At 37.1% G+C, this 23,646-nt stretch carries 30 protein-coding genes; 2 read left to right on the top strand and 28 right to left on the bottom strand.

Going from position 1 to position 23,646, the window contains the following annotated elements; translation table 11 throughout:
* Positions 1–29: 29 nt before the first annotated feature.
* From BMX63_RS13625 to BMX63_RS13590, 8 genes are all read right to left on the bottom strand, one after another.
* Positions 30–764 carry a pseudouridine synthase gene (locus BMX63_RS13625; protein ID WP_093136656.1) on the bottom strand — a complete coding sequence of 245 codons (735 nt, stop codon included), beginning with the start codon at positions 762–764 and terminating at the stop codon, positions 30–32.
* A gap of 71 nt (positions 765–835) precedes the next feature.
* A complete protein-coding gene (locus BMX63_RS13620) occupies positions 836–1,369 on the bottom strand; it encodes a spore maturation protein (RefSeq protein WP_093136654.1) in 534 nt (177 codons plus the stop codon).
* The gene (locus tag BMX63_RS13615; protein ID WP_093136652.1) at positions 1,366–1,959 is read right to left on the bottom strand and encodes a nucleoside recognition domain-containing protein; all 594 of its coding nucleotides are present in this window, start codon (positions 1,957–1,959) and stop codon (positions 1,366–1,368) included. The genes BMX63_RS13620 and BMX63_RS13615 overlap by 4 nt, the downstream gene beginning before the upstream one ends.
* On the bottom strand, positions 1,959–3,017 hold the full coding sequence (locus BMX63_RS13610; protein ID WP_093136792.1) for a D-alanyl-D-alanine carboxypeptidase family protein: 1,059 nt from the start codon (positions 3,015–3,017) through the stop codon (positions 1,959–1,961). Before BMX63_RS13610 ends, BMX63_RS13615 begins: the two co-directional genes overlap by 1 nt.
* A 214-nt stretch (positions 3,018–3,231) precedes the next feature.
* Positions 3,232–4,116: a superoxide dismutase gene (locus BMX63_RS13605; protein ID WP_093136650.1), complete on the bottom strand. Its 885-nt coding sequence runs from the start codon at positions 4,114–4,116 to the stop codon at positions 3,232–3,234.
* A gap of 235 nt (positions 4,117–4,351) precedes the next feature.
* On the bottom strand, positions 4,352–4,735 hold the full coding sequence (locus BMX63_RS13600) for a hypothetical protein (protein ID WP_093136648.1): 384 nt from the start codon (positions 4,733–4,735) through the stop codon (positions 4,352–4,354).
* Positions 4,736–4,801: 66 nt separating this feature from the next.
* Entirely contained in the window at positions 4,802–5,392 is a 591-nt protein-coding gene (gene scpB / locus BMX63_RS13595) for an SMC-Scp complex subunit ScpB (protein WP_093136646.1), read from the bottom strand.
* Positions 5,393–5,414: 22 nt separating this feature from the next.
* Entirely contained in the window at positions 5,415–6,164 is a 750-nt protein-coding gene (locus BMX63_RS13590) for a segregation/condensation protein A (RefSeq protein WP_093136644.1), read from the bottom strand.
* A 154-nt stretch (positions 6,165–6,318) separates the two neighbouring features.
* Here BMX63_RS13590 and BMX63_RS13585 point away from each other — a divergent pair, with 154 nt between their 5' ends.
* Positions 6,319–6,417 carry a YjcZ family sporulation protein gene (locus tag BMX63_RS13585; protein ID WP_093136643.1) on the top strand — a complete coding sequence of 33 codons (99 nt, stop codon included), beginning with the start codon at positions 6,319–6,321 and terminating at the stop codon, positions 6,415–6,417.
* Between the two features lie 119 nt (positions 6,418–6,536).
* Complete coding sequence (locus BMX63_RS13580; RefSeq protein ID WP_093136641.1) at positions 6,537–7,007, top strand: DUF309 domain-containing protein; 471 nt, start codon at positions 6,537–6,539, stop codon at positions 7,005–7,007.
* Here BMX63_RS13580 and BMX63_RS13575 read toward each other — a convergent pair.
* From BMX63_RS13575 to fur, 20 genes are all read right to left on the bottom strand, one after another.
* A complete protein-coding gene (locus tag BMX63_RS13575) occupies positions 7,002–7,376 on the bottom strand; it encodes a GNAT family N-acetyltransferase (RefSeq protein ID WP_093136639.1) in 375 nt (124 codons plus the stop codon). The two genes, BMX63_RS13580 and BMX63_RS13575, sit on opposite strands and share 6 nt — an antisense overlap.
* A 367-nt stretch (positions 7,377–7,743) precedes the next feature.
* Entirely contained in the window at positions 7,744–8,187 is a 444-nt protein-coding gene (locus BMX63_RS13570; protein ID WP_281242759.1) for a site-2 protease family protein, read from the bottom strand.
* 85 nt (positions 8,188–8,272) lie between these two features.
* The gene (locus tag BMX63_RS13565) at positions 8,273–8,704 is read right to left on the bottom strand and encodes a peptidylprolyl isomerase (protein ID WP_093136635.1); all 432 of its coding nucleotides are present in this window, start codon (positions 8,702–8,704) and stop codon (positions 8,273–8,275) included.
* Positions 8,705–9,048: 344 nt separating this feature from the next.
* On the bottom strand, positions 9,049–10,338 hold the full coding sequence (gene lysA, locus BMX63_RS13560; RefSeq protein WP_245732833.1) for a diaminopimelate decarboxylase: 1,290 nt from the start codon (positions 10,336–10,338) through the stop codon (positions 9,049–9,051).
* A 117-nt stretch (positions 10,339–10,455) separates the two neighbouring features.
* Positions 10,456–11,928: a spore germination protein gene (locus BMX63_RS13555; protein ID WP_093136631.1), complete on the bottom strand. Its 1,473-nt coding sequence runs from the start codon at positions 11,926–11,928 to the stop codon at positions 10,456–10,458.
* A gap of 22 nt (positions 11,929–11,950) precedes the next feature.
* On the bottom strand, positions 11,951–12,301 hold the full coding sequence (spoVAE, locus tag BMX63_RS13550) for a stage V sporulation protein AE (RefSeq protein ID WP_093136629.1): 351 nt from the start codon (positions 12,299–12,301) through the stop codon (positions 11,951–11,953).
* Positions 12,302–13,315 (bottom strand): stage V sporulation protein AD, encoded by a 1,014-nt coding sequence (gene spoVAD, locus BMX63_RS13545; protein ID WP_093136627.1) that lies wholly within the window; start codon positions 13,313–13,315, stop codon positions 12,302–12,304.
* A 14-nt stretch (positions 13,316–13,329) separates the two neighbouring features.
* Positions 13,330–13,779 (bottom strand): stage V sporulation protein AC, encoded by a 450-nt coding sequence (spoVAC, locus tag BMX63_RS13540; protein WP_093136625.1) that lies wholly within the window; start codon positions 13,777–13,779, stop codon positions 13,330–13,332.
* A 17-nt stretch (positions 13,780–13,796) separates the two neighbouring features.
* Positions 13,797–14,201: a stage V sporulation protein AB gene (locus tag BMX63_RS13535; RefSeq protein ID WP_143060168.1), complete on the bottom strand. Its 405-nt coding sequence runs from the start codon at positions 14,199–14,201 to the stop codon at positions 13,797–13,799.
* 1 nt (position 14,202) lies between these two features.
* Positions 14,203–14,817: a stage V sporulation protein AA gene (locus BMX63_RS13530; protein WP_093136621.1), complete on the bottom strand. Its 615-nt coding sequence runs from the start codon at positions 14,815–14,817 to the stop codon at positions 14,203–14,205.
* Between the two features lie 317 nt (positions 14,818–15,134).
* Positions 15,135–15,890, bottom strand: a complete 756-nt coding sequence (sigF, locus tag BMX63_RS13525; RefSeq protein ID WP_093136619.1) for an RNA polymerase sporulation sigma factor SigF — start codon at positions 15,888–15,890, stop codon at positions 15,135–15,137.
* A gap of 16 nt (positions 15,891–15,906) precedes the next feature.
* Positions 15,907–16,344: an anti-sigma F factor gene (spoIIAB, locus tag BMX63_RS13520; RefSeq protein WP_093136617.1), complete on the bottom strand. Its 438-nt coding sequence runs from the start codon at positions 16,342–16,344 to the stop codon at positions 15,907–15,909.
* Positions 16,341–16,694: an anti-sigma F factor antagonist gene (gene spoIIAA, locus BMX63_RS13515; protein ID WP_177167315.1), complete on the bottom strand. Its 354-nt coding sequence runs from the start codon at positions 16,692–16,694 to the stop codon at positions 16,341–16,343. Before spoIIAA ends, spoIIAB begins: the two co-directional genes overlap by 4 nt.
* Positions 16,695–16,808: 114 nt before the next feature.
* Positions 16,809–17,981 carry a D-alanyl-D-alanine carboxypeptidase family protein gene (locus tag BMX63_RS13510; RefSeq protein WP_093136613.1) on the bottom strand — a complete coding sequence of 391 codons (1,173 nt, stop codon included), beginning with the start codon at positions 17,979–17,981 and terminating at the stop codon, positions 16,809–16,811.
* A gap of 369 nt (positions 17,982–18,350) precedes the next feature.
* Positions 18,351–19,649, bottom strand: a complete 1,299-nt coding sequence (locus BMX63_RS13505; RefSeq protein ID WP_093136611.1) for a pyrimidine-nucleoside phosphorylase — start codon at positions 19,647–19,649, stop codon at positions 18,351–18,353.
* A gap of 28 nt (positions 19,650–19,677) precedes the next feature.
* Complete coding sequence (locus tag BMX63_RS13500; protein WP_425441490.1) at positions 19,678–20,493, bottom strand: purine-nucleoside phosphorylase; 816 nt, start codon at positions 20,491–20,493, stop codon at positions 19,678–19,680.
* Between the two features lie 12 nt (positions 20,494–20,505).
* Entirely contained in the window at positions 20,506–21,687 is a 1,182-nt protein-coding gene (gene deoB / locus BMX63_RS13495; RefSeq protein ID WP_093136607.1) for a phosphopentomutase, read from the bottom strand.
* A gap of 100 nt (positions 21,688–21,787) precedes the next feature.
* Positions 21,788–22,675 (bottom strand): site-specific tyrosine recombinase XerD, encoded by an 888-nt coding sequence (xerD, locus tag BMX63_RS13490; RefSeq protein WP_093136605.1) that lies wholly within the window; start codon positions 22,673–22,675, stop codon positions 21,788–21,790.
* 3 nt (positions 22,676–22,678) lie between these two features.
* Entirely contained in the window at positions 22,679–22,897 is a 219-nt protein-coding gene (locus tag BMX63_RS13485) for a DUF4227 family protein (RefSeq protein ID WP_093136603.1), read from the bottom strand.
* A 227-nt stretch (positions 22,898–23,124) separates the two neighbouring features.
* On the bottom strand, positions 23,125–23,586 hold the full coding sequence (gene fur, locus BMX63_RS13480; protein ID WP_093136601.1) for a ferric iron uptake transcriptional regulator: 462 nt from the start codon (positions 23,584–23,586) through the stop codon (positions 23,125–23,127).
* Positions 23,587–23,646: the final 60 nt, after the last annotated feature.

The raw sequence follows: 23,646 nt of genomic DNA, 5'->3' as shown, positions 1-23,646 counted from the left end.
AATACCTTTTTTTTATGAAATTATGAATATTATTTAACATTTTTTTCTGCATATGTTTTGAGTTGCTTCACTTCATGTGGAGTGAGCTCCCTGTAATCACCAGGATTCATACTATGAAGGTTTAAAAAGCCATACCTTTCCCGTTTTAATTTTAACACCGGATATCCAAGCGCTTCCATCATCCTTCTTATTTGTCTGTTTTTCCCTTCATGTAACGTAATTTCTAAAATAGCCCGGTTTTTCTTATGGTCAACCGATAATATACGATGTTTGATAGCTTTTAGGTTCTCACCATTATCCATAATTCCCGTTTTTAATGGCTTTAAATCTTCTGGTGCAGGTATCCCCTCTACTTTTGCAATATATACCTTGTCCAACTGATATTTCGGGTGCATAAGAAGCTGAGCAAAATCACCATCATTCGTTAAAAGCAATAATCCCGAAGTATCATAGTCAAGTCTGCCTATCGGAAAGATTCGTTCTTCAATTTCAGGGAGAAGATCTGTCACTACTTTTCGATTTCGATCATCTTTCACACTGGAAATGACACCTCTTGGCTTGTAGAGAAGTAGATAAACCGGTTCTTCCTTTTCAAGAGGGATGTTATTCACCTCAATTTTATCATCAGGCTTTACTTTTGTCCCTAATTCCGTTACCGTTTTTCCGTTTACTTTAACTTTCCCTTCAACAATTAAATTCTCAGCTTTTCTTCTCGATGTATATCCGCTTTTCGCAATGGCTTTTTGAAGTCTTTCCTGTTCCATTTTTAGGTCACCTGCCCTTGATGTGAGAATGGTTTTTGATACGTGACAAAAGCGTTAACCTCAGTTAACGCTTAAAATCCGAATATATAGCTGCAAATCATAATCGATGCTATTATACCAATAAGATCAGCTAAGAGTCCAACTTTAAGTGCATCACCCATTTTTTTAATACCTACAGCACCAAAGTAGACCGTTAATACATATAAAGTAGTGTCTGTACTCCCTTGCATTGTAGATGCAAGCTTTCCAATAAAGGAATCCGGACCAAACTCCTTAATTAAGTCTGTTGTAACTGCCAGGGCAGCCGTCCCTGAAATCGGACGAACCGCAGCTAAAGGAACAATTTCACTAGGTATTCCAAGTATTTGCAAAATAGGAGAGATTAATGCCACAAATCCTTCCATTGCTCCTGAAGCTCTAAAAATGGAAATCGCTACAATCATTCCTAATAAAAAAGGGAGAAGAGATATAGCCATTCGTACCCCTTCTTTCCCTCCTTCTACAAACGTTTCATAGGTTGGAACCTTCTTTAACGTTCCTGCAACCAATACAATGAGTATAATAAATGGAATAATCCAGGTACTAATTGTCGTAATAATACTCATGATTTATTCCTCCGCACTCTTCGGTAATAAAAGAAACGATCAATACAAAGAGCACCTATTGTTGAAATACTTGTCGCGATAATGGTTGTCCCGACTATTTCTGTAGGATTTGCCGAGTTATACTGCATTCGGATAGCGATTACGGTTGTAGGAATTAATGTAACACTTGACGTATTAAGAGCTAAAAAGGTTACCATAGACCTTGATGCCACAGATGAATGGTGGTTTATTTTTTTCATTTCCTCCATAGCTTTTATCCCTAATGGTGTTGCTGCATTCCCTAATCCGAATAAGTTAGCAGAAAAATTGGATAATATATATCCCATCGCCGGATGGTCTGGCGGTATTTCGGGGAAAATGCGTTTAAAAATCGGCTTGAATAAATTGGCCAGACCTTTTAATAAACCTGCCTTTTCCGCAATTCTCATAATTCCAAGCCAAAATACCAGCACACTTATTAAACCAATAGTAAGCATTACCGCTTCATCCGCACTTTCAAAAATAGCTTCATTTACCTCATCCATTGTTCCATTAAACATTGCGTACACGATACCTGTTGCAGCTAAAAAAACCCATATTAAGTTAACCATTATAAAACCCCATTTAATTGATGAAATAGACCCTTTACCTTATCAAAAAGACTTTCTTCTTTTGGGATAGTAGGCTCTTTAATAATGTTTCGTTCAGCAAGTACTTTATCGTTTAAGGTATATATCTGTTTGCCAATTACGGAATTGTCCGTTAATTGAAAGTTTTCTTTTATGTATGTTTTATTTTCTATTTTTTTCCATTCTGATTCGGATAAGGGTAAAAGAACAGGATTGATAATTTCACCAGACACTGTGTTTCCTCCAGGAAGAGGAATATCAATTTGACCCATATCCCGAATCAGTTGTAAATCAAATGAATCAAATCCCCATTCAAACAGACTGGTGTGGTCATCCCAATCTTTTGGATCATTTAACGTTACTGCGATTAGCTTCATATCATCTTTTTCCGCACTTGTCACAAGCGTTCTACCTGCCTTACTTGTATAGCCTGTTTTCCCCCCCGTACAGTATTGATAATATTTTGTTAACATTTTGTTTTTATTGTGCCAGGGGTATTGTTCCGTTTCCGCTTTATACTCTTTTGAACCTGATATTTTTGCAAACGTCTCATTATGCATCGCGTATCGCATCAATAAGGCCATGTCATACGCTGTGGAATAATGCCCCTCTTCCTCTAAACCATGAGGATTAGTAAAATGTGAATTGGTCATCCCTATCCATTTTGCTTTTTCGTTCATTAAATGGGCAAATCCTTCTGTACTCCCTCCCACATGTTCAGCAATGGCAACCGCAGCATCATTTCCTGATCTGAGCATTAACCCATAAATTAAATCAATAAGCTTTACTTTGTCACCCGCTTCTAAGTAGATGGATGACCCCTCTGTTCTTACCGCCTTTTCACTCACTTTAACCGTATCGTTTAAATGACCATTTTCAATGGCTACGATTGCCGTCATGATTTTAGTTATACTGGCTATACTCTTTTGTTGATGTGGCTTCTTCTCAAAGAGTACTCTTCCAGATTCATACTCCATTAAAACGGCATTCTGTGCTGAAACACCTGGCTCAGCATGTGCAGTAATCGGTAACCAGGACATATATAGAAAGGGAAGGATTAATAAAATAACGACGATTCGTTCTTGGATTGTTTTCAAAGCAAGTCCTCCATTTCGTGGTGTTTGTACTAAAATATGAGGAATCGGACGGGCTTATGACAAAAATAGATTTAAGCCATCAAATGAAGTATATTTCATAAAAATATCCCTATCCATTCTATAGATAGGGAAGCGTTTACTTCGTGTAAGAATGTCCTTATGCAAATGTCCACGTTACATTTTTTGCCTTGTTAAAACGGTTTTGAACGTCACGCCAATTAACCACTCTCCACCAGTTGTCTATATATTTAGCCCGATCGGTTTTATATTGCAGATAGTAAGCGTGCTCCCATACATCTAACACAAGAAGCGGAATAACATCCCAAAGGGCATACATGTTGTGTTTTTCAATAGACTGAATGGCTACTCTACCTGAACGAAGCTCCCAAACCAGCATCGCCCATCCTGTCCCTTGTACTGATTTTGCTGCATTGGTAAACAATTTTTTAAATCGATTAAAATCACCAAATACTTCATTTATATGTTCAGCTAATTCACCAGATGGTTTTCCACCACCTCTCGGGGACATATTGTTCCAAAAAATCGTGTGAAGAAAGTGTCCACTTCCATTAAAGGACTGTTCTCTCATCCAATGTCTTAGCATTTGGCTATTTTGTGATTCACTCCACTTATCAATCATTTGTTCAGCTTTATTGAGGCCGTCTACATAGCTTTGGTGGTGTACATCATGATGGAGTCTCATAATTTCTTCAGATATTACCGGTTCAAGTGCATCGTAATCATAAGGTAAAGGAGGAAGTTTGTGTTCACCTATAGGAACGCCATCTAAAATCTGCTTATTTCCACGCTCTAATAAAATTTCTTCAATCATTTCTCTACCATTATTCTGAATTTGTTCCAGATCTTGCTGAGTAATGCTTTGATTATTTGTTATATACTTTTGTATATGATTTCTCCAATTGGCCAGTTTGCTTTTTACAAGTGGTAAATTTGTATTTCGCTGATTACTTTTTACTTTTTCTTCTATTTCGTCAGCCCAATTTAAAAGAGCGTATAAATATTGTTTCGTTTGTGCATTCATATTCATCACCTCGACATCATCATATGCCTAGGTACTCCAAACGTGAAGAAGCTCCCTCAATTATGAGGAAGCTTCTTTGTTTTATATATCTGTTTCCTAATACTCTAAATCCTCACGAACATATGGAACGTCTGAATACATTCAGCATTGCTTTTGGTGAAAAATTTCCCATCTGTGTTTTAACACCTGGGTTCGCCCACCAGAAATCCTCTTTTGAAACACAGATTAGAGTAATTTACTGATTTAAATACTCCTGTGACTCCTCCTGTATGATCGTTTCCACGGTGTTCCACTGAACTTGATTTAATAATGAAACAAATTGATCCCAATCAGGAACATATAATCTTTTTTGATGTTTATATTGCGGGTATGTTAAAAGTACGGCTAATGCTGCGACATCTTTAAATTCATACCGGTAATTATGAAATGAAATAATAGGATTGTTTTCATATGGTGTAACCTCCGAAAATTTCTGGTCAAAATATTCCAGATAAACCATATGAAATTCTTTCTCAAAGCCATTGTCTATATAAGCAACTTCTGAACGAATAAATCCATCCTCTGGTGATGCAGGAACACTTTTTTCCAACTGACGACCCTTAAAACCTTTTATTTCCAACCCCCATCCCCCTATTGATTTCATTTATTTCTATCATATCATATTTTGTTAGAAAAATCAGATAAATTATAGATCATCATCTTCTTCATTCTTAAATTTCTCAAAAAACAAATCTGCTTCAAGTTCAATATTTTCATCAAGTAATTCCTCAGGTAATGGTGGTAATTCATCTAAAGAGGTTAGACCAAAGAAGGATAAAAATTGGGTTGTTGTAATGAAAAGAATCGGTCTTCCACTTGTTTCTTTTCTACCTGCCTCTTCGATTAATTGTCGTGATATGAGCGTTTGGACAGGTCCATCACTGTTTACTCCTCTGATCTCTTCAATTTCGGTACGTGTAATCGGCTGATTATAAGCGATAATCGCCAATGTTTCAAGAGCTGCCTGAGAAAGACGGGAGGAGGATGGGGTTTGCACAAGTCTCTCAAAATAGGGTGCATGCTCAGGCTTTGTTGTTAAATGAAAATAATCAGCTGATTGCATAATGGTTATTCCCCGTTGTTCATGCTCGTAATCATATTTTAGTTCATCAACAATGACATCAACTGTTGTTTGATCAACATCCAGTACTTTTGCTAATTGCTTTTTACTTAGACCTTCTTCCCCTGAAGCAAATAATAATCCTTCTGTTGCGGCTTTTAACTTCTGTAATTCCATTATGATCCTCCATTTTATCAGCTTATTCGTCTTCTAAATTCTGATAAATGACGATGTCTGAAAAGTTTGATTCCTGTTCACAAATAACCATTCTCTTTTTCATTAATTCCAATAACGCAATAAAAGAAACGACAATATGTGTACGTACAGGGGAAGGAAACAATTCACCAAACAATACCTTCCCATTCGCACGTTTAATATAGTCAAGCATTTGATCCATTCTTTCCTGTATCGGAATATCCTGTTTTTCCACTTTTGTCTCTAAGGGTTCGTTCCACTGCTTTTTCTTAAAAAGCTTTTGTAAAGCCCCTATCATATCAAAAATGGTTACTTCCCCATGATTTTCAATCAGGTTATTATCATCTTTATAATCATCTAAATTAATGGGCGGGCGTGTGTAGATTTGATTGGTATCTAATTCACGTTCTTTAAGATTTTGTGCAGCTTCTTTATATTTCCGATATTCAATTAATCGTTTCATAAGATCTTCTCTTGGATCTTCCTCTTCATACTCATCCTCTTCCAATTCCAGTTCTTGATTAGGAATGAGCATTTTACTCTTAATTTCTATTAAAGTTGCTGCCATCACCAGATATTCGCTGGCGATGTTAAGTTCTAACTGTTGCATAGTATGGATGTAACTCATATATTGCTCAGTAATCTGTGCTACAGGAATATCATAAATATCTATTTCGTATCGATTAATCAAATGCAATAATAAATCTAACGGTCCTTCAAATGTATCTAACTTAACAAAATATGCTTCGCCCATTTTTCATCTGAATTCCTTCCCTGAAAAAATTGGTTTAATTCTATATATCCGCCTATACAACAAATGCTGTGAACACATAAAGTATTAACGTAAGAAACATGGTAAAAGGCTTAAAGCCCTTTTATCATTGTAATCTAAAAAAGGAGGATTTACTATGAGTTCATATGGATATGGCGGCGGTTTCGCGTTAATTGTAGTATTGTTCATTCTTTTAATTATTGTTGGTGCAAGCTGGGGTTTTGGCGGTTATTAATCCCAGGAACCGGCGCTAAGCTCATCTGCTTAGCGCTTATTTTTTATAAAACATATATTTTTCTATTACAAATCTCCATGATAAACTATTTATAAAAGGAAAAAAAGGAGAAATAGCATATGTATGATGATGCATACATAACCTATCTGGCTCACTTTTTAGGAACCAGAGATTACTTTGAATGCCATGAGATTTTGGAAGACCGATGGAAAATGGAGAAGCCACTAGATCGAGACTCTATTTGGGTAGCCTTCATCCAGCTAGCCGTATCGTTATATCATCAACGAAGAGGAAATGATGTGGGAGCTTTACGTTTAATTCAAAAATCAAAACAAAAATTTTATCTACATCATATGATGATTGCAAAATTTGGCCTAAATAAAAAAGAACTACTGCAAACCCTCAATTTATTGGAAGAAAATATTGTAAACAAAAAGCCTTACCAAAGTATATCATTGCCATTTCAAGACCCTCATCTTATCGATTTAGTAAAACGTAAATGCGGCGAATGGAATTGTACCTTTAATTCTAAAAGTGATTTATCCAATCCCTATATTGTTCATAAACATATTTTGCGTCATTCGTTATAACCTAGATTGATCCTTTTGTACAATTTCTTCGCATTTCTTTACAAATGATTCAGTCTTTTCATCCCCACACACTATATATTGATTAGCATATTGAGAGTGTACAGCATCAATCATTTTTTTTCCAATACCTTGATGACGATGAGATGGGTTTACTGAGACATGTTGAATGACTGCTTTTTCCTCATCTTCAATCCGAACTCCAATAGCTCCCAATAAGTCTTCTTCCTTCCATAAGTATAAATGCCAATTTTCATTAGCTTCATATTCCTTAATGGTTTGCTGCAGCTTTTTAACATCCTTTTCTTCTGGCATAAAGGAAAGTAAACCCATAGCTATTTTTTCAAATGCTTTTTTATAACGAATTAACATAATAATCCCTCATTATTAGAAAAAATCAATATCTTTAAAATGACCTTACAACGCTAACTACATAGACTCACTTATCTAAAATTCGCACATATGTTATTTTTTCCAATTTTATCTAATTTTAATCCTTTATTTTCCATCTGTGTTATGGTATTGGATTCTATAAAATTTATAACTTTCCTGCTTATTTTCAGTTACAATTCATTACACGATAAAAAACCAATAAATGATTCCCCAAATCAAACCAAAGCTAACCAGTAAAAGAAATAATCGCATATTTTTCTTTCGCATATTCTTAATCCTCCAAAAAGGATATCACTTCTTTATTATTATAATTGCTTTTTATTCTTGTGCAAATGGTATCAATTAATTAATTTAACCAATTCTTAAAAGATTTCATTAAAACTTCTACACATATATAACCATCAGATTTTTTCTTCTTAAATCGAAACGGAAAAATATTTAGGATGGCGAGCCACAAATTGAACCAAAAAGATAACCGCACCGCCATAGAATCATGTGAATAATGAAATAATATCCAGGCTATTAATCCATTGAATAATGGTCCGGCTACTGATATTAACACTTTTTCTCTGTCTTTAAAATCATTCTCTTTTTCACTTACCGAAACACCACCCATAAATAAAAGAGTATGTATATGTATCCTCATTCTTCCAACTTGCATGTATGCTCTCTCTTTGCCACTTCCAACAAAGAAATGAATGAAATCCGCTTTAAAAACATATGCCATGAATGCATGGCCAAATTCATGAAGTAGAATGGAGAGTGGGACTATAAATAGAATAAATATCATATAGCTTATCATAGCAATCTCCTCTAACGTCGGTAAATGAAACAAATGAGGAGGGAAAGAAAATCTTCCCCTTCTCAGGGATAAATTACTTTACTTTCACTTCTTTCATGACATCTCCATTCTTCATAGCCTTTGCTGTATCAAGTCCTGATGTAACCTGTCCAAAGACTGTGTGTACTCCATCTAAATGGGGCTGTGCTTCATGTACAATAAAAAATTGACTAGAACCGGTATCTTTTCCTGCATGAGCCATAGACAAGCTCCCCGGAACATGTTTATGAGGGTTGCCATCAGTTTCACATTTAATGGTATATCCAGCGTCACCAGTGCCATCTCCCTTAGGACAGCCTCCTTGACTTACAAATCCTGGTATAACTCGGTGGAAGGTTAGACCATTATAAAAACCTTCATTAGCTAGCTTCTCAAAATTCGCTACGGTACCAGGGGCTTCGTTCGGATATAATTCAAACTCTATTTCATTTCCATTATCCATAAGTATATAACCTTGCTTTGTCAAAACAATCATCTCCTTTTCCGGCAATTAAAATAATCATATCATAAAGTCAGTGGAATTGCTTCAGATTCACTAGAGATCCATAACCGGGCGCCTCCGCTTTTCTTTGTCCGGCTGCGGCTCCTAGGCCTGGGCGGACAGATGCCAAAGCCATTCCGTGGCAAAATCCATGCACTCCATGTCTTTGTCTTATCTCGCCAGACCTAATCAGTCGCCTCCGCTTTTCTTTGTCTAGCTACGGCTCCTAGGCCTGGGCGGACATAAGCCAAAGCCATTCCGTGGCAAAATCCATGCCACTCCATGTCTTTGTCTTATCCCGCCAGACCTAATCAGTCGCCTCCGCTTTTCTATTCATAAAAAAGGTCATTCTGGGTTAGGGATTGGTAGGTTTCTCTTTTGACGACTAATTGGCTTTTTCCGTTTTCAACAAATACGACAGCAGGTTTTGTAAAGCGGTTATAGTTATTCGACATCGAGTATCCATAAGCTCCTGTTGAGAAAATGCCTAAAATGTCACCTGCTTCTATTGATTCAGGTACTTGCTCATCCCAAATCAGCATATCGCCTGTTTCACAACATTTTCCTGCAATCGAAACCGTTTTTGTAGATTCTTCATTTGATTTATTCGCTACAACAGCATTATATTTTGCGTTATATAACGCCGGCCGTATATTATCTGTCATACCACCATTTACAGATACATAAGTTCTTACATCCGGAATTTCTTTAATCGATCCAACTGAGTATAACGTCATACCTGCGTCTCCCACGATTGCTCGACCAGGCTCTATCCATATTTCCGGAATAGGGAGTTCATATTGCTTTGCCTGTTCCTTAACCTCATGAACTAATGCCTCTACATATTGTGCAAGGGGCTGGGGTTCATCTTCTTCTGTATATTTAATGCCAAATCCTCCACCTAAATTTAAAACTTCTGGCACATATTGGTGAAGTGTATTCCATTTGTTCATAGTTTGATAGAGTTTTTGCACAGCCATAATAAAGCCTGTGGTTTCAAAAATTTGTGAACCAATGTGGCAATGAATGCCAAGCACATTAATCTCCTTATCATCTAAAAGCTTTAATAGTGCCTGCTCCGCTTGTCCATTTGAGAGGTCAAAACCAAATTTAGAGTCTTCCTGGCCTGTCAGAATATAGTCATGGGTATGAGCTTCAATCCCAGGTGTAACTCTAAGTAAGACGTTTACGGTTTGATTATACTCTTTTACCAGGCCTTCCAATAATTCAATTTCATAAAAGTTATCTACTACAATACAGCCAATATTATGTTTTAATGCCATTTCTAATTCTTCTGTACTTTTATTATTACCATGGAGGTGAATTCGTTCAACAGGAAAACCTGCTTGTAGCGCTGTATATAATTCACCCTGTGAAACGACATCTAAACTTAACCCTTCTTGTTTAGCCACTTGAAGCATAGCAATAGATGAGAAAGCTTTACTGGCATAGGCAACTTGAAAAGGGATTTGCATGTTTTTAAATGTGTTCACAAATGCTCTGGCATTTTCTCTGATTTTATGAACATCATAGACATATAAAGGCGTATCATAAATCCTGGCCAGTTCAACTGTATCCAAACCGCCAAAATGTAAATGATCCGATTTAACATTTTTCATCATTTTCACCCCTGTTTTTTGAAAAAAGAAAGGAGACAGATTAACTGCCTCCGGAGCTTTTTTAGTTCCCGATAAAGTATAGCAATACTTTATCATATCCCTTCTATGGTTTCAATATTAATTCCAGGGTTGCCGGTGATCATTCTTTGGTCGAACAATGCTTGGACGACGGTTTGTAAGTGGGACAGATACTCTAAACAATATCTGGAAAACCCCTTGTGCATCAAACGGGATAAATGGCCACATATATGGCGTATTAAGAGAGTTTCTGCTAGCCAGAAACAAAACATAAGCGGTTGCTCCTATAACTAATCCGTTATTTCCGAATAGAGCAACAGTGATTAATAATATAAGTCTTGTCATTTTATTTGCTACACCTAATTCATAGCTTGGTGTTGCAAAAGCGCCGATTGCACAAATCGATACATATAAAATGACCTCTGGCATAAATAATCCTACATCAATGGCAATTTCACCAATAAGTACAGCAGCAATCAACCCCATAGCTGTAGATAAGGGGGTTGGTGTATGAATGGCGGCCATTCGTAAAAATTCAATCCCTATATCAGCTAATATTAGCTGGATTACAACAGGAATATTCCCTTCTTCTTTCGGACCAATAAATTCTAATCCTGATGGTAATAAAGTAGGATCTAAAACAAATGTAAGCCATAATGGTAACAAAAAAATCGATGCGAATATCCCTAAGAAACGAATCCACCTTACAAATGAACCTGCAGCAGGTGATTCCCGATATTCTTCGGCGTGCTGCACATGGTGAAAATACGTAGTAGGTGTAATAATCATACTAGGTGATGTATCCACCATTACAATAACATGTCCTTCTAATAAGTGAGAAGAAGCAACATCCGGCCGTTCTGTATACCGGACCATTGGAAAGGGATTCAATCCCTGATGCACTAAAAACTCCTCAATGGTTTTGTCAGCCATGGAGATACCGTCAACCTCTATCTTTTCAATTTCATTTTTTATTAAATCAACGAGACCTTGATCTGCAACATCTTTTAAATACATAAATACAATATCTGTTTTAGAACGTTCTCCCACCTTGGTAATTTCAACACGGAGCCGTTCATCTCGAATTCTCCTGCGTGTCAGAGAAGTATTTTCAATGATATTTTCTGTATAACCATCTCTTGAACCTCTTACTACTTTTTCTGTATCAGGTTCTTGTGGGGCGCGCCCTGGATATGAACGAACATCAACAATAAATGCTTGTTTCTCGCCATCTACAAATATTACAATAAGACCAGAAAGAAGTTCATCAACTGCCTCATCCATTGTTTTGACTTCGGTTACCTGCTGATGAACCAACCGGTTATGGATGACTTCTTTTACCTTTGAATAGTTTGATTCAAAATCATTAATTTCCACCAGCTTTTTAATAATTTCAATAATATAGGCTGTATCACACATGCCGGTTAAATAGTAAATGTCAACATCCTTTTTTAATACCTTAATCTGTCTGAACCCAAGGTCAAAGGATGTACCAACACCAACACGTTCCTTCATATATTTTTGATTTTCGGTTAGTTTTTCTGATACAGCAACCTTCTGTGATTTCGACATAAACTATAATCTACCCTTTCCCTTATCCTTTTGGTTTGAAGAATACTGCAACCAAAAATCCAAATAAAATGGCTGAGGCAATACCAGCAGAAGTTAATTGAAATATTCCAATAGAAACGCCAATAAAACCATGATCCTGGGCTTGCTCCATAGCCCCATGCAGTAATGAATGTCCAAAACTCGTTATGGGCACTGTAGCTCCTGCCCCAGCAAATTTAATTAATTTATCATACAAACTGAACCCATCTAAAACCGCACCAGAAACCACAAATATCGAAAGTACATGTGCAGGGGTTAACTTAGCTACGTCTAATAAGATTTGTCCAATAACACATATTCCTCCCCCAACAAGAAAGGCCCATAAATAATCCATTTAACTCAACTCCTCTCTCGTTAACACAACACCATGAGCGATACAAGGAATCGTTTCTTTTTGTTGAATCATTGTGGGACTGTGTAAAGAACCAGTAGCCGCAATAAACACACGGTTTAAATTCCCTTTTCTTAGTTCTGATACAACATGACCATAAGTAACAACGGCAGAGCAGGCTGTCCCACTCCCCCCTGCAAAAACAGGCTGATCACTGTTATAAATCATTAAGCCACAATCATTGTGAACATCATCAATATTAATCCCATCCTCTTTTAACATATCTTTAAGAATAGGACTTCCAATAGAAGATAAATCGCCCGTTAAAATTAAGTCATAATCCTTAGGAGAACGTCCCAGGTCAGCTAAGTGCGTCTTAATCGTGTCATAAGCTGCTGGTGCCATCGCTGAACCCATATCAAAAGGATCACCCATTTGATAATCCATAATTTTACCGATTGTGGCAGATTCAACACGGATATCTGACGGTTTTTTCGAGACTAAAGCACTCCCTCCGCCTGTAATTGTCGTAGTTGTTGTAGCAGGTTTCTGGCCACCATATTCTGTGGGATAGCGAAATTGTCTTTCAGCCGTTGCGTTATGACTACTGGTAGCTGCAACAGCATTATCTACAAAGCCTGCATCCACTAATGCAGAGCCAACAGCCAAGGTTTCCATGGAAGTTGAACAAGCCCCAAACATATTTAAGATAGGTATCGAAAGGGTACGCGCTGCATAGTTTGATGTTACATTTTGATTAAGCAAGTCACCACTTAGCATCAAGTCAATTTGATCCGATTGTAATTTCGCTTTTTGTATACAGGTCTGGATAGATTGCTGGAGGATTTTTCTTTCTGCCTTTTCCCAATTATCCTCATGACAATGTAATTCATCATAGGTTATATCAAAGGTTTCCTTCAGGGGACCCTGAGCTTCCATTGGTCCTCCAATCGTTGCGGTTTCATTAATGTATACCTTATTTTGAAATATCCATGACTGCTTTCCTTGTTTTCCCATGCAAATCCTCCTACTTATTGCGTTATTAAATATCGGATAATACCGACAATATAAGCAGAGACCGTACCATAAACAATAACAGAGCCCGCCAATTTAAACATGTTTCCACCTACCCCTAAGACATAACCCTCACTCTTATGCTCTAAGGCCGCACTGGTTATCGCATTGGCAAAACCAGTAATAGGTACAGCTGAACCAGCCCCGGCAAACTGAGCTAATTTGTCATAAATGCCTAAGCCCGTTAATAGCGCAGATATCAAAATTAAAGTAGCGGCTGTAGGACTTGCTGCATCTTTTTCACTATATCCAAACACATTGATATAAAAGTCTGTTAATGCTTGACCGATTACACAAATTAATCCCCCAATAATAAAAGCTTTTATACAATTGAGAAAAAGGTTTGGTTTTGGCTGGTAGGATTTCACTGTATTCTTATAGTTTTGCTTATCAAATTTATTACTCATATCATCACTCCATTTACTCATTTCACAAAAATAACCCATTGAAATAGGGAACCAACTATTTTACCTAACACTAGAGCCATTAAGAATCCTAGAATATAACCATCCATCCCTATCCTCTTGGCCAAAATCGGAAATACATTCAGCACCTCGGTTAAAGCAGCTGCCAGCATACCAATAAATACGCCATGAAATAATCCCCACACCATTTCCACAAGAATGGGGAGATGAAAAACCAGGGAACTAAAAGTTAATAAAGTACCAAATAACACACCCATAACTACACTTGTTTCATAATACTGAATAAAAGAATGGGTTTTACTTAACTGAATAAGTCTGGGAATAACACCCAAAATGGTTAAAAAGGCTACAAATCCCGCTCCTACTGCAAGCCCTGAAGCAAGCCCAATTATTGCTTCGAGCATTTTAATCATCATCTTTTTTACTCATTTCATTTTCATGCAGAATAACGTAATTATCCAATTCCTGCTGATATTTATGGATTTCAACTTCTAATGGGCTTGGTTCTTCATTTATTCGCTTCTTAAAGACATGGTTAAAAAACAATATCATACCTAACCCCAAACCAATAGAGTATGGGATTTGCAGCCAAAGAGGATATGGATCATTATTTCCAGTCAAAAGAAAATGAAGATGTTGCTGAACCTCCTGCATACTTACATCATAATGAAAGTTCATAATGGTCATACCAGAACCTATAAATAACAATAACCAGATTAAGCCTACAATAAATATCCGAGGGTTCTTAGAAGAAACACCTACATAAGCAATAGTCTGATTAGGTCCAATCGATTGAAAATCCAAATTCGGATGGTGATTCCTTAAAATTCGAATGACTGAATAAATATCCAAAACAACTATGTTTTTATCTTCTTTCTTAACTTGATAGATAAACGTATTTTCGATAAGCTTCCGCCAATTTTCATTAGCTGTTATATATGCGATGTCTTTAAGCAAAAGCTTCTTTTCCTTAGGGATTTTTATCTTATGTCGCAATCGGATGTAGACCTGATCCCCCATACCACAACACTCCTCTCTGGATGAGAAGTTTATGTTTATTATGTGTAAGGAACCGTCGATTCATTCAAAAAGGATGTTCCATAACAACTATAAATTAAAAGCGGAAAGGTGTCGTTTAGTGTTGTGTACAGACTAAACTAATGTTAGAGGAGATAAAAACACAACAAAATTAGTCGAGACTCACGTATCATACGGAGGTGAGGGAAGGCTTGGGGAATCGCTTTTGTTGAAGGTTGACGTGGGCAAGTTCTAAATTTTTTCTGTACCTCAACATATATTTTAGAGCCCAAAAAAAATGCCAGCTATTTAGCTGGCATTTAGGTTTTCATCTGGTCTCTTATATGATCCAATATCTTTTTTTCCAATCTCGAAACTTGTACTTGTGAAATATCCAGTCGATGGGCAACTTCTGACTGGGTTTGATCTTTATAATATCGTAAGTAAATTATTAATCGCTCCCGATCGTCCAAGTTTCTAATAACTTCCTTTAAAGCGATTTTATCAAACCATTTTGCATCTTCATCTGACATTTGATCTAAAAGTGTTATCGGGTCTCCATCATTTTCATAAACCGTCTCATGTATGGAATGAGGAGATTTGGACGCTTCTTGTGCAAATACGATATCTTCTGGTGAAATATCCAGTTCGTCAGCGAGTTCCTGAACGGTAGGCGACCTGCCAAATTCTTTTGATAGTTCATCCCGCTTTTTCCTAATTTTATTTCCTGTTTCTTTTAAAGACCTGCTTACCTTAACGCTCCCATCATCTCTAATGAAACGTTGAATTTCACCAATAATCATAGGAACTGCATAGGTGGAAAATTTTACATCATAAGCAAGATCAAATTTATCAATCGATTTTAACAGACCTATACTTCCAATCTGAAACAAATCATCCGGATCATATCCCCGATTAAGAAACCGCTGAACAACGGACCAAACAAGTCGTGTATTCTTTTCGACCAGAAAATCTCTTGCATCCTGATCCCCTTGTTGACTTTTGTGAATTAACTTTTTTACCTCATCATCAGACAACGGCTTGTCCTTATTGGAATGTTTTAGTTCTACATCCATAGACATATCCCCTTATTTACACAAGGTTTTCGCTTTTTTGAAAATGCTTCTTAAGCTTAACCGTTGTGCCTCTTCCTTTTTCGGATTTAATGTCAACATCATCCATAAAATTTTCCATGATGGTAAAACCCATTCCAGAACGCTCTAATTCTGGTTTAGATGTAAACAAAGGCTGTTTTGCTTCATCTAAATTTTCAATTCCAACACCTTCATCCCGTATGGTAAGTTCTACAAATTGATCATGTAGTGTACAATCTATATACACTTTGCCATCTACATCATTTTCATAGCCATGAATGATGGCATTTGTTACCGCCTCGGATACCACGGTTTTAATCTCTGTTAGTTCATCCATAGTTGGGTCCACTTGTGTAATAAATGAAGCTATTGTAACCCTGGCAAAAGATTCATTCTCACTTAACGCTGAAAATTCGAGGTGCATCTCATTCTTCATGATGCCACCCCCAACTTTTTAAGAGCTGCATCTTCGTTTTCTTCCAGTCGAACAATCTTAAAAAGCCCCGATAATTCAAACAGCCTTCTAACAGATTGTGAAAGGGAACATACAACCATTTCTCCGCCTAATTCCTGAACTTCTTTATATCTGCCAAGCATTACTCCCAAACCTGAACTATCCATAAAACTAAGAGATTCCATGTTTACAATGACATGCTGAATATCAGCCTTTTTCATTTCTGATTGCCACTGGTGTTTTAAGTCTTCAGAGGTATGGTGATCTAATTCACCAGATAATCTGACTAGTAGTACGTGATGTTTACTTTCAAATTGTACTGAAAGACTCAAGATTGAATGCCTCCTTTTTATCATGCTTACTTTCTCCTTGAGTCTTTCTTCTTTACCCTTTGTATTTCCTGCTTCATGACAAAAGAAGTGCAAATTCGTCAAAAATAGTCCCTATTAGTAGGAATTATAAAATTTTTTCATGGATCTTTTTAATAACGTCCAAACGCCTGCTTCCTTAATATCCTGATTAACAATAAGAGGGGTTTCAGACAATACCTTTCCTTTGTTTACCAGCTTAAGCGTGCCAATTTCTTCTCCCTTTTTCATCGGTACAGATAAATTTTCCCTATATTCGATAACTTGCTTTAAATCGTCAACCTCTTCACCTTTTTTCGTTAAGATGGATACTTTATCACCTGTTACTACTTTTATTTTTTCCTGATTAGCCTTAAACATTTTCATTTCATCTACTTGATCAAACCGGTCATAGACAGGTTTTGTATCATATTGCTGAAAAGCATAATCCAGCATGGTGGTTATATCCTGATTTCTCTTTTTCGTAGAATCAGCCCCCATAGCTACAGCGATGACTCTCATATTGTCCCGCTTAGCTGTTGCCGTCAGACAATATTTTGCTTCACTTGTATAACCAGTCTTTAATCCATCTACACCTTTATAGAACTTTACCAGTTTATTTGTGTTTACTAGCCAAAATTCATCTTCCGTTCCCTTGCGTAAATAATCATCATAAATACTTGTATATTCCGTTATTTTTTCATGCTTTAAGAGCTCCTTTGCCATCATAGCCATATCATGTGCTGTACTATAATGCCCTTTTGCAGGTAACCCCGTTGTATTTTTAAATTGGGTGTCATTTAAGCCTAATTCTTTTACTTTTTTGTTCATTTGCTTTACAAACGCCTTTTCTGAACCAGCTATCCGCTCTGCTAAAGCGACTGAGGCATCATTTCCTGAAGCGACTGCAACTCCTTTTAGCAGATTATCAACAGTCATTTCTTCCCCTTCCTCAAGGAAAATTTGAGATCCCCCCATGGAAGCTGCATGCTCGCTTATTCGTACCTTGTCTTTTAGCTTAATTTGGCCACTTTCTAATGCTTCCATAATTAATATCATGGTCATAACCTTTGTCATACTGGCCGGTGGAAGGCGTTCATCAGTATTTTTTTCATATAAAATTTCTCCTGTATCCTTTTCCAATAATATGGCTGATTTGGAATTTTCGGCTAAATCTACATCTGCTTGTTCCGTTTCTTTAGCATATACAGGTAAAACCATCGTTGAAGTAAGTAAACAAAAAATCAATAGCATTGTTGCTAATTTTCTCATAAGTGTCCCTCCATACCTGTTGCATAGGAATTTTTAGGATATGCTTGTTTGGCTGCTTCTTATGAAACTAAGAATATAAACAAGCTCTTCACGATTCCTTTCATATTTTTTCCATGATTGCTTGAAATTATAAGTATAAAAAAAGAAAATTCCTGAATTAAACATCGAATCGAAACCATTACGAAATTTCATCAAAAAAAATGAGCAAATTCCCTATCGGAAAATGCTCGTTTATGATTAAACTCAGATTACTTATAAAGTTTGTTTACTATTTACATATAAAACAGCAGTTCAATTAAGGGAAAGAAAATCTATTTTTATCCCAAAACTGAACTGCTTAAATTATGTGATACTATTCGTTATCCCTTATTATAGTATATCGCGGATTAGTTTAGGTTTTTCCACTTTCTCTTTTTGGATTTGGATATTGGCATATAAGAGTTCCTTTACTTCATCTACATATTCGTTATTTGTATGAATAGTGACTAAGGATTCCCCTGATTGTACGTAATCACCGATTTTTTTATTAAGGATTAATCCAACAGCCAAATCAATTTGTGATTCTTTCGTTGCTCTTCCAGCACCTAAATGCATAGCAGCCTTTCCGATTTCATCCGCTACCATTCCACTGACATAACCACTTTCTTGGGCAGGAAGTTCAATTTTATATTTAGCCTGTGGTAGTTTTGCTGGATCTTCTGCAACTTGATCATCCCCGCCTTGTGATTTTAAGAAGGTACGAAACTTTTCAAGTGCTTTACCATTATTGATATTTTCTCTTAACTTCTCCCTTGCCTCTTCAAGTGAGTCGGCCTGATTTCCAAGAACCACCATTTGACTACCTAAAGTTAAACATAGTTCAGTTAAATCTTCCGGTCCTTCTCCTTTAAGTGTATCAATGGCTTCCTGGACTTCCAGGGCATTCCCGATAGCATAACCCAAAGGCTGATTCATGTCGCTTATTACTGCCATTGTGTTTCGGCCAACTTCATTTCCAATTGAAACCATCGCCTGAGCTAATTCCCTGGAATCCTTCTCATTTTTCATAAAGGCTCCGGCACCTGTTTTCACATCTAAAACAATAGCATCTGCGCCAGCTGCAATTTTCTTACTCATAATGGAACTGGCTATTAACGGAATTGAATTCACGGTTGCCGTAACATCCCGTAGTCCATACAGTTTTTTGTCAGCAGGAGTTAAATTTCCTGATTGACCAATGACAGACACTTTATTTTCATTCACAAGCTTAATGAATTCATCTTTTTCAATCTCAACATGAAAACCAGCAACAGATTCTAATTTATCAATGGTTCCTCCTGTATGGCCTAATCCCCGGCCACTCATTTTCGCCACAGGGACGTCTAAAGATGCAACAAGCGGGGCTAATACCAAAGTAGTGGTATCCCCTACTCCACCAGTGGAATGTTTATCCACTTTTATACCTTCAATAGAAGAAAGATCAATTGTATCGCCCGAGTTCACCATAGCCATGGTTAAATGAGCACGTTCTTCCTTTGTCATATCCTGAAAGAATACAGCCATACATAAAGCACTAGCTTGATAATCTGGAATATTCCCTTTTGTATATTCTTCAACAAAAAAGTCAATTTCCTCTTTTGTTAACGCTTCTCCATCTCGTTTTTTTGTAATCACATCATACATTCTCATAGTAAGACAACCTTTCATAAGGTAGGAATTAGGGTAATGAACGAACTATTTCTTTTACAAAAGCTAAAAAGTCCTGTTTTACTTTTTCCGTAGTTTCGATTACCTCGTGATGGGACAGAGGCTGATCTAAAATTCCGGCAGCCATATTGGAAATGCAGGAAATACCTAAAACCTTTAATCCAGCGTGATTGGCAACAATAACTTCCGGTACTGTCGACATCCCTACTGCATCCCCTCCAAGCGTACGGAGCATACTTATTTCAGCGCCCGTTTCATAGGATGGTCCAGTATTTCCAACATAAACACCCTTTTGTACGTTTAAATGGAGCTTTTCGGCACACTTTTCGGCATGGGTAATTAGTTCACGATTGTAAGCCTGAGACATATCCGGAAAACGCGGACCCATCTCTTCTTCATTCGGACCAATTAGCGGATTATCCCCCATCATATTGATATGATCCTGAATGAGCATTAAATCACCGGGATTAAAAGATTCATTAATGCCGCCTGCAGCATTAGTGACAATTAATTTTTCTACTCCGATTTCCTTCATGACCCTTACAGGAAATGTAACTTGTTCCATACGGTACCCTTCATAATAATGAAAGCGTCCTTGCATGGCTATAACTTGTTTGCCTTCTAACTGTCCTATTACAAGCTGACCTTTGTGACCCGCAACGGTGGATTGAGGAAAATGCGGGATGTCTCCATACGGAATGACAACAGGATTTTCAATTTCATCCGCCAATACACCCAGGCCAGAGCCTAAAATCAGCCCTAAAGCTGGTTTATCTCCTGTTAATTTAGTTGCAATAAATGAAGCAGATTCTTTAATTTGACTCACCTTTATATCCTCCTACTCATCAATATCCTTCAAGAAACTTTCGCCATGTTTAGGCATTTTAATTTGATAGTTTTCGGCAACGGTTGCACCTATATCAGCAAATGTCTTTCTGACAGGAAGTTCTTTACCTTGCTCAATATGATTGTGATAAACAAGGAGTGGTACAACTTCTCGAGTATGGTCTGTACCGTGGTGAACCGGGTCATTACCATGGTCTGCCGTAATAATGAGCAGGTCATCATCTTGTAATTTATTTAAAACCTCTGGAAGTCTTTTATCAAAAGCTTGCAGGGCTTCACCATAGCCTTCCGGGTCACGGCGATGACCGTATTTAGCATCAAAGTCGACTAAATTTAAGAAGTTCAAACCATGAAAATCTTCATCCATGGATTCAACCAATTTATCCATTCCATCCATGTTGTCTTTAGTTCGAATAGCCTTTGTTACACCTTCTCCATCGTAAATATCAGAAATTTTACCTAATGCAATGACGTCATAGTTTTGATCCTTCAACTCATTCATAACAGTTCGGCCAAAAGGTTTTAATGCATAATCGTGGCGGTTGGAAGTTCGTTCAAAGGCACCTGGTTCTCCAACAAATGGACGAGCAATCACGCGGCCAACCATATATTTTTCATCTTTCGTTAATTCACGAGCGATTTCACAGATTTCATATAATTCATCAATGGAAACCACTTTTTCATGAGCAGCAATTTGAAGTACAGAATCCGCAGAAGTATAAACAATAAGCGCTCCTGTCTCCATATGCTGTTCACCAAGTTCTTTAATGATTTCTGTACCTGATGCTGGTTTGTTTCCAATCACCTTGCGTCCGGTTTTTTCTTCTAATTGCTGAATGAGCTCCGCCGGAAAACCATCGGGGAAAGTACGAAATGGTTTATCAATATACAACCCCATAATTTCCCAATGACCAGTCATGGTGTCTTTCCCGTTTGAGGCCTCTTGCATAGTTGTATAGTGCGCACCCGGCTGATTAGTCTTATCTATCCCTTGAATTTCCCGAATGTTACTAAGACCAAGCTTTCTCATATTTGGCATATGGAGTCCATTCATACGTTCAGCAATATGACCTAATGTATCTGCGCCTTTATCATTAAATTGTTCTGCGTCAGGTGCTTCTCCAATTCCTACTGAATCCATAACAATTAAAAACGTTCGTTTAAAAGTTTTCATCAAAAATCCCTCCTATATTAGGACATTCCCTATTTCCTGCTGGTTTATAAATGGGGACGGGTTGTTAGATGTCAGACAACCAAACCGAAAATAAAAGTAGTCATGCTCTTGGATGATAGTTTTTATAAATGTCTTTCAGTCTTGCTTTGGTTACATGGGTATAGATTTGCGTGGTTGAGATATCAGCATGTCCAAGCATTTCCTGAACCGCACGTAAATCAGCACCATTTTCCAATAAATGAGTGGCAAAGGAATGACGCAGTGTATGAGGCGTAATTTCTTTTTGAATTCCTTTATCTCTTGCAATCGCTTTAAGAACTTTCCAAAAGCCCTGCCTTGTCATCGGTTTGCCGCGATGATTTAAAAACAGTGCTTCCTCTTTTCTTCCTTTTAATAAATGGGTACGTGATTGATGAATGTATGTCTCAACTGCCTTTTCCGCATGGGAACCCAGTGGAATGATACGCTCTTTGGATCCTTTCCCAAAACAACGCACAAATCCCATCGTTAAATGCAAATCATTTAAAGTTAGAGACAAAAGCTCTGTAACACGTAAACCAGTAGCATATAACATTTCCAGCATAGCTCGGTTGCGTATGGTTAATGCATCATTGCCTTTTAAATCGAGTAGGCTTTCAACTTCTTTACTGGATAAAATTTTCGGTAATTTTCGTTCCTGCTTCGGCGTTTCTATATGTAAACTGGGATCATGCTCTACATCTGTTTCCCGAATCAAAAATTGATGAAACGCTCTAATGGTTGAAAGAATACGTGCTGTGGTTGAAGCTGTACGGCCTTTACTATGTAAATCACTTAAAAATTGCATAACATGAATACGTTGGATTTCCTTCAAATCTGTTACCTGACACTTCTCATTCAGGAAGGTTACATATTGCTTTAAATCTCTCTCATAGGATTTTAATGTATTTTCCGATAAACCTCTCTCGATTTGTAAATAGTGTAAGAAATCCTTAGATTCATGTCTCATATTCTATTCTCCTAATCGAAAAAAGATAGATAAACGATCCAACCAATGCGTATCCTCCGGTTGAAACACCTCTACTGCATTTCCTCCTGGTTGGTCGTAACGATGAAAGTTCTCATATTCTTCATGCATTAACCTTAAACCATAATAAAAGAAAAATGTACAAAGCACGAAAATCAGGAAAACCTTTAGAAATTCCTTAAAATATTGATACCATCTTGTCATAACTAAATCTCCTTTTTATAGCAACAAGTAAAAAGAAACCTAGTACAAGATATGCCAATATATATATGTTTTATACGAGTTTTCAAAGATTTCCCCTACAATTCTAACCTAACTGAAAAACGAGTATTTGTAAATAGAAGAAATGCTTTTTACCACTGTGTAATTTATAGTCTACCAACAAACGAAAAACCTCTTTCCACTGCAGGAAACAGGTTTACATTTACCTTTTATGATGAAACCGTTGCTTTGGTTTTTGTTTGACAAGTTCGGCAAATTCCATGGAAAGTTAAGCGATGATCTTTCACCTTAAAACCCCAGTCACTTTCTACAATGCGCTCAACATCATCCAGCAAATCATCCTCAATTTCTTCTACTGAACCACATTCAACACAAACGAGATGATGATGAAAATGCTGGGCTCCTTCTTTACGAAGATCGTACCTGGACACTCCATCACCAAAATTAATTTTATCTACTACCTTCAATTCTGATAATAATTCCAATGTTCGATATACAGTAGCCAGACCTATTTCTGGTGCCTTTTCTTTTACGAGGAGGTATACATCTTCAGCACTTAAATGATCCTCTTCATTTTCTAATAAAACAAGTACAGTTGCTTCCCTTTGTGGTGTTAGTTTATAGCTCTGGGAATGTAACTGCTTCTTTATCTTTTCCAGGCGATGTTCCATAGGTATCTCCCTCCCTCGTAATTCCACTTTTATTATAAGCAGACATGTAAAAAGTGTCAA

It is taken from the genome of Salinibacillus kushneri (assembly GCF_900111405.1).
In the GTDB taxonomy this organism is placed as follows: Bacteria; Bacillota; Bacilli; order Bacillales; family Alkalibacillaceae; genus Salinibacillus; species Salinibacillus kushneri.
This window is presented reverse-complemented; position numbering and strand designations above follow the sequence as displayed.